4 protein-coding genes and 1 pseudogene are annotated in these 7,312 nt (G+C 73.0%); 4 read left to right on the top strand and 1 reads right to left on the bottom strand.

From position 1 onward, the window contains the following. From E4099_RS26200 to sucD, 4 genes are all read left to right on the top strand, one after another. Positions 1-2,271 (top strand): DUF5682 family protein (locus E4099_RS26200; RefSeq protein ID WP_135341590.1); only part of this gene is annotated, 2,271 nt, incomplete at its 5' end. A gap of 244 nt (positions 2,272-2,515) precedes the next feature. Further along, positions 2,516-3,781 carry a VWA domain-containing protein gene (locus E4099_RS26195; RefSeq protein ID WP_135341591.1) on the top strand — a complete coding sequence of 422 codons (1,266 nt, stop codon included), beginning with the start codon at positions 2,516-2,518 and terminating at the stop codon, positions 3,779-3,781. Between the two features lie 730 nt (positions 3,782-4,511). Beyond that, the gene (gene sucC, locus E4099_RS26190; RefSeq protein ID WP_135341589.1) at positions 4,512-5,687 is read left to right on the top strand and encodes an ADP-forming succinate--CoA ligase subunit beta; all 1,176 of its coding nucleotides are present in this window, start codon (positions 4,512-4,514) and stop codon (positions 5,685-5,687) included. Positions 5,688-5,708: 21 nt separating this feature from the next. Beyond that, a complete protein-coding gene (gene sucD / locus E4099_RS26185; protein WP_135341588.1) occupies positions 5,709-6,593 on the top strand; it encodes a succinate--CoA ligase subunit alpha in 885 nt (294 codons plus the stop codon). 309 nt (positions 6,594-6,902) lie between these two features. On the opposite strand, the pseudogene E4099_RS33215 reads toward sucD, so the two are convergent. Continuing rightward, positions 6,903-7,312: pseudogene (locus E4099_RS33215) on the bottom strand (hypothetical protein); the annotation flags it as partial.

Genomic DNA, 7,312 nt, shown 5'->3' with positions numbered 1-7,312 from the left:
GGGACCGGGCGGGCGGCGGAAGCGGAGGACGGGCCGGACCCCGGCGAGCGGTTGCGGGTCGACCCGCTGGCGGTGCTCGCCGAGACCGCCGGCTACGACGACCCCGAGCGCTGGTGGGAGGACATGGTCGAGCACCGCGCCGCCGGCCCGGCGGCACCGGTGGACGTCCTGGCCCCGTTCACGGTGCTCGGCGAGGCGATGGCCGAACTGCGAGCCCGCCACGGGGACGGCGGGCACCCGCACGACGCCATCCGCGAGGCCCATATGCGGCTCCGACTGCGCGCGGCCCGCCGGGAGTTCGGCGACCGGATCGCCGTGGTCTGCGGGGCCTGGCACGTACCGGCACTGTCCCGGCGCAGCACGGTCACCGCCGACCGCGCACTGCTCAAGGGTCTGCCCAAGGTGAAGCCCGAGCTGAGCTGGGTGCCATGGACCCACCGCCGGCTGTCCCGGTACAGCGGCTACGGCGCCGGCATCACCTCGCCCGGCTGGTACAGCCACCTCTTCCACGCTCCGGACCGGCCGGTGGAGCGGTGGCTGACCAAGGTCGCCGGTCTGCTCCGCACCGAGGACTACCCGGTCTCCTCCGCACACGTCATCGAGGCGGTGCGGCTCGCCGAGACACTCGCCGCGATGCGCGGCCGGCCGCTGGCGGGGCTCGGCGAGACCGTCGACGCGGTGCGCGCGGTGATGTGCGAGGGGTCCGACGTACCGCTTGTCCTGGTCCAGGACCGGCTGGTGGTGGGCGAGGTGCTGGGCGAGGTACCGGAGTCCGCCCCCGCCGTCCCACTCCAGCGCGACCTGAGCCGCGTCCAGCGCTCGCTGCGCCTCAAGCCGACGGCCGCGGAGCGGGAACTCGACCTGGACCTGCGCAAGGAGACCGACGCGGCCCGCAGCCGGCTGCTGCACCGGCTGCGGCTCCTGGACATCGACTGGGGCGTACCGGCCCGCCCCGCACGCGGCAGCACCGGCACCTTCCGGGAGAGCTGGCGGCTGCGTTGGGAGCCGGAGCTGTCGGTGCGGGTCGCCGAGGCGGGGGTGTGGGGCACCACGGTGCACTCCGCGGCCACCGCCAAGGCGGAGTCGCTGGCGCGGGAGGCGGCGTCGCTGGGCGAGGTCACCGAGTTGGCCGAGCGCTGCCTGCTGGCCGGGCTCGGGGAGGCCCTGCCGGAGGTGATGCGGGTACTCGCCGACCGGGCCGCACTCGACACCGATGTGCGTCAGCTCGCCGGGGCCCTGCCCGCGCTGGTCCGCTCGGTGCGGTACGGAGACGTCCGGGGCACCGAGACGGAGGCGCTCACCGGCGTCGCCCGCGGACTGGCCCAGCGTCTGATCGTCGGACTTCCCCCGGCCTGCGTCGGGCTGGACGCGGAGGGAGCGGCGGAGCTGCGCGGCCATCTGGAGCAGGTGCACCAGGCGATCGGCCTGCTGTCCCCCCGCCCGACCGACCCGAGGGCCGGCGCGTCCGGTGCCGAACCGTGTGGGGTGGGCTCAGCCGGTGCCGGTGCCGGTGCCGGTGCCGGTGCCGACGAGCCGGCGGGGTCCGACGGCTCAGCCGGTGCCGATGAGCCGGCGGGGTCTGATGGTCCGGCCGGTGCCGGTGCGCCGACGGATTCCGCGAGCCCGGCCGGTTCCGAACCGTCGGGGGTGGGCTCGGACGGTGCCGGTGCAGGTGCCGGTGCGGGAGCTGACGGAGGCGTTGAGCTGTACGCCAGGTGGTCGGCGGCGCTGCGGACGCTGGCCGACCGGGACGGGGTGTCCGGGCTGATACGCGGCCGGGCGGCCCGACTGCTGCTGGACGACCGGCAGCTGGACGAGGAGGCGGCGGCCCGGCTGATGCGGCTTGCCCTCTCACCGGCTACCGAGCCGGCCCAGGCGGCGGCCTGGATCGAGGGGTTCATCGGCGGCGGGGTCGGCGGCGGCATGCTCCTCGTCCACGACGAACGGCTGCTGGCCCTGGTGGACGAGTGGCTGGTCGGGGTGAGGGCGGAGGCGTTCACGGACGTGCTCCCACTGCTGCGCCGTACCTTCGCGGGGTTCGAGACCGGAGTACGGCGCACCCTGGGCGAGCTGGTCCGCCGCGGCCCGGTCGGCTCGGGCCGGGGATCGAGCACCGGTCCGGATCCGCTGGCGAGTCCCCCGATACCCGGTTTCGGCCCCGATCTGGACCCCAGGCGGGCGGCGGCAGCCCTGCCGACGGTCCGACTGCTGCTGGGCATGGCGGGTACGCCCACCCACCCGGGTGCGGGGTCGGGTCCCGCCCGCGATTGAGAGCGTCTGCGAGAGAAGCGGGCGCGCCGCCGGGGGGCGGGGGCGAGCCGGTGAGAGGTACGGAACACCTCCAAGCGGAGCCTGGACGCTTCGGGCACTTCTGCGATGGGGGCGGCCGGACTCCGCACCCGGGCCGTCCCCGTACCGGTCCGGCGGTGCGGGAGGAGGCCGTAGGGCGGATCTGCGGGTGGCGGAAGAACATGGACGGCGCGAAGGGAGCGGGGGGACCGTGACGACCGACGGGATGCGTACACCGGCCGACGGGCAGGGCGGGCCGAGCGCGGCTGGTCTGCCAGGTGCGGCGGGGGACGGTTACGAGGTGGGGGAGCGGCTGCGGCGGTGGCGGCTGGTGCTGGGTGGCGAGGGCGGCGGCAGCGGCGGCGACGGGGCGTCGGCCGATGGCACCGGGGTCAGGCTCCACGGCCGGGACGCGGCCATGGACCGCGCCCTGGAGGCCCTCTATGGGGGAGACGGGCGGCAGGGCGAGGGCGCCGGGAGCGGAAGTGGTGCCCGTGCGGCCGGACTCGGCGGATCGGCACCGCAGGTGGCCCGCTGGCTGGGGGACATCCGCAGCTACTTCCCGACCTCGGTGGTCCAGGTGATGCAGCGGGACGCCATCGACCGGCTGGGGCTGTCCGCGCTCCTGCTGGAGCCGGAGATGCTGATGGCCGTGGAGGCGGACGTCCACCTGGTGGGCACCCTGCTGTCACTCAACAAGGCGATGCCGGAGACCACCCGGGAGACCGCACGTGCGGTGGTGCGCAAGGTGGTGGAGGACCTGGAGCGGCGGTTGGCCTCCCGTACCCGGGCCACCGTCACCGGTGCGCTGGACCGGTCCGCGCGGATCAGCCGGCCACGCCACCGGGACATCGACTGGGACCGCACCATCCGCGCCAACCTCCGGAACTACCTGCCCGAGCACCGGACCGTGGTGCCCGAGCGGCTGGTCGGTTACGGGCGCGCCGCACATGGCGTGCGCAAGGACGTCATCCTCTGCATCGACCAGTCGGGTTCCATGGCCCCCTCCGTGGTGTACGCCTCGGTGTTCGGCGCGGTGCTCGCCTCCATGCGGTCCCTCGCCACCCGGCTGGTGGCCTTCGACACCGCGGTGGTGGACCTGACCGACCAGTTGGACGACCCGGTGGACGTCCTGTTCGGCACCCAGCTCGGCGGCGGCACGGACATCAACCGGGCGCTGGCCTACTGCCAGCGGCAGATCACCCGGCCCGCCGACACGGTGGTCGTGCTGATCAGCGACCTCTACGAGGGCGGCGTCCGCGCGGAGATGCTGGCCCGGGTGGCCGCGATGAAGGCGTCCGGGGTGCAGTTCGTGGCCCTGCTCGCGCTGTCCGACGAAGGTGCGCCGTCCTACGACCGCGAGCACGCCCAGGCGCTCGCCGCGCTCGGGGTGCCCGCCTTCGCCTGTACGCCCGACCTCTTCCCGGAGGTGATGGCGGCGGCGATCGAAAAGCGCCCGCTCCCCATACCGGACAAGACCCCGCGGGGGTGAGCGGGAGTCCGCGTCCCGCGGTGGCGATCCCGGACATGGGGAACGGGGTCGCGGGCCGTACATCGCGGGTTGCCCCGCGATCCCTCGCTTCAGACCTCCGCGAACACGGGCGAACAGGTGTGAACAGGGGCGACCAGGGAAAGACAGGCGCAGACAGGGGCTCACAAAGGTGCTCAAGGGGGTAAAAGTGACCGAAGCGGCCAGGAGGCGGGGTGGGGGATCGCCGGGACCGCTGTCCGTTTGGTCGGATGCGTCACAGTCAAGGCCGGCCCCAGGCGGGTGCCCGGGGGCGGCGGCGGGGCGCCCCGTCGCAGGCGCGCTCGACGTGTTCCTCGCGGCCGTCGTGCCCCGCGCGCCCGGGGCGCCTCCGGCTCACGCGCGGGCGCCCCGCGTACCTACCGCCATTCGGCCGCAGGGTGGTTCGGCCGAACGAGAGGTGGCCGAAGAGCCTGGGCAGCCCCCGTCGGGAGGGGCGCTGCCCGGCCGTCACGGGCGGGTTGCCGCGGGTATACGGACGCATAGTGGACACCGGGATCTGTGACGGTAATCACCGCGTGAGTGTGACCTGTGATTTAGGGGTGGCCCCCCGGCGGGGATAACCTGCGATGCGGACATGCCGCGTACCCGGCGCACGTGTGCCGCCCTCGTAAAAGATCGCGTCGTCACGCTGCCCCCGCGGCACGCCCGCGCAGAAAACGAACCGCGATTTCCAGAAAAGGGACGGACGCGCGTGGACCTGTTCGAGTACCAGGCGAGGGACCTCTTCGCCAAGCACGGTGTACCGGTGCTGGCCGGTGAAGTCATCGACACGCCTGAGGCGGCGCGCGAGGTGACCGAGCGACTGGGCGGCCGTTCTGTCGTCAAGGCGCAGGTCAAGGTGGGTGGCCGCGGCAAGGCCGGCGGCGTCAAGCTCGCCTCCGACCCGCAGGACGCGGTGGAGAAGGCCGGCCAGATCCTCGGCATGGACATCAAGGGCCACACGGTCCACAAGGTGATGCTGGCCGAGACCGCGCCGGACATCGCCGAGGAGTACTACGTCTCGTACCTCCTCGACCGCACCAACCGCACCTTCCTGGCCATGGCCTCCGTCGAGGGCGGCATGGACATCGAGGAGGTCGCGGCCACCAAGCCCGAGGCCCTCGCCAAGATCCCGGTCGACGCCATCGAGGGTGTCACCCCGGAGAAGGCCCGCGAGATCGTCGAGGCCGCCAAGTTCCCGGCCGAGGTCGCCGACCAGGTCGCCGAGGTGCTGGTGACCCTGTGGAAGACCTTCATCGCGGAGGACGCCCTCCTGGTCGAGGTCAACCCGCTGGCCAAGGTCGCCGACGGCCGGGTCATCGCGCTGGACGGCAAGGTGTCCCTGGACGCCAACGCCGAGTTCCGCCACCCGGACTTCGCCGAGCTGGAGGACAAGGCTTCCGCCAACCCGCTGGAGGCCGCGGCCAAGGCCAAGGGCCTCAACTACGTCAAGCTCGACGGCGAGGTCGGCATCATCGGCAACGGCGCGGGCCTCGTGATGTCCACCCTGGACGTCGTCGCCTACGCCGGTGAGAACCACGGTGGCGTCAAGCCCGCCAACTTCCTGGACATCGGTGGCGGCGCCTCCGCCGAGGTCATGGCGAACGGCCTGGAGATCATCCTGGGCGACCCGGACGTCAAGTCCGTGTTCGTCAACGTCTTCGGCGGCATCACCGCCTGCGACGCGGTCGCCAACGGCATCGTGCAGGCCCTGGAGCTGCTCAAGTCCAAGGGCGAGGACGTCAACAAGCCGCTGGTCGTGCGCCTCGACGGCAACAACGCGGAGCTGGGTCGCAAGATCCTCACCGACGCCAACCACCCGCTGGTCCAGCAGGTGGACACGATGGACGGAGCGGCCGAGAAGGCCGCCGAGCTGGCTGCTAAGTAAGGGACGAGGGACACCAACACCATGGCTATCTTCCTCACCAAGGAATCCAAGGTCATCGTCCAGGGCATGACCGGCTCCGAGGGTCAGAAGCACACCCGCCGGATGCTCGCCTCCGGCACCAACATCGTCGGTGGCGTGAACCCGCGCAAGGCCGGCACCGTCGTCGACTTCGACGGCACCGAGATCCCGGTCTTCGGCTCCGTCGCCGAGGCGATCGAGAAGACCGGCGCGGACGTCACGGTCATCTTCGTCCCGGAGAAGTTCACCAAGGACGCGGTCATCGAGGCGATCGACGCCGAGATCCCGCTGGCCGTGGTGATCACCGAGGGCATCGCCGTCCACGACACCGCCGCCTTCTGGGCGCACGCCCAGGCCAAGGGCAACAAGACCCGCATCATCGGCCCGAACTGCCCGGGTCTGATCACTCCGGGTCAGTCGAACGCGGGCATCATCCCGGCCGACATCACCAAGCCCGGCCGCATCGGTCTGGTGTCGAAGTCCGGCACGCTGACCTACCAGATGATGTACGAGCTGCGGGACATCGGCTTCTCGTCCTGCGTCGGCATCGGCGGTGACCCGATCATCGGCACCACCCACATCGACGCCCTGGCGGCGTTCGAGGCCGACCCCGACACCGACCTGATCGTGATGATCGGCGAGATCGGCGGCGACGCCGAGGAGCGGGCCGCGGACTTCATCAAGGCCAACGTCACCAAGCCGGTCGTCGGCTACGTGGCCGGCTTCACCGCCCCGGAGGGCAAGACCATGGGCCACGCCGGCGCCATCGTCTCCGGCTCCTCCGGCACCGCCCAGGCGAAGAAGGAGGCCCTCGAGGCCGCGGGCGTCAAGGTCGGCAAGACCCCGTCCGAGACCGCTCGCCTCGCCCGGGCCGCGCTCCAGGGCTGAGCCGCGCGCCCGCGTGCGGACCGGCCCCGCGCGGGCGGTCCGTGCGTGACGGCATCGTGAACACCGCGGGCCCGCACCCTCCAGGGGGTGCGGGCCCGCGGTGTTTCCATGAGGCCCCTCGGCTCGCTTCCGTGGGCGTAGGGATCTCCACGGTGATCCGCGGGGCGTTTCCGTGGTTCGGCGTCCATCGAGGGCCCCACAAGGCCCCGGGTGTCCCGATCGGATTCCCGCGGTTGTTCCCTGGCGGGCTTGCGGGCTTGCGCGCCTGCCGTGGTGTCCGGGCGGGGAGTCCTGTGCGGTACCCGCGGATTACGGCGTGCCCTGGGCGGGGTGGTCCGCGGGCGCCGGATGGACCGGCACCGAGGCGGGCCGGCCCTGGTCCGGCGCGGCCAGCGCGGTCAGCCCGATCACCGTCGCGGCCAGCGCGAGCAGTCCCACCGCCGCCGCGATCCAGCGCCGGCGTACGCGCCTGCCGGCGGCGTGCGCGGTGCGGGCGTCGTAGAGCAGCAGGGCGCGCTGGTAGGGGCGCGGCAGGCACAGCACCGCGTCGAACAGCGGCTGCCGTGCGGGTGGACGCGAATCGATCGGGCCGGGTTCGGCCGCATGGGTGCCGTAGCGGGTCTCGGTGGGGCCGAAGCGCACCCGCGGGTCGGCCGGGATGATCGGCAGCGGCACCGTGTCGTCGTCCTCGGTGCCGGTCCCCGGGGCGCGCTCGGGGG

Source organism: Streptomyces palmae (genome assembly GCF_004684805.1).
Lineage (GTDB): Bacteria > Actinomycetota > Actinomycetes > Streptomycetales > Streptomycetaceae > Streptomyces > Streptomyces palmae.
The sequence above is the reverse complement of the archived record's forward strand: the minus strand, read 5'-3'. Positions and strand labels throughout refer to the sequence as shown.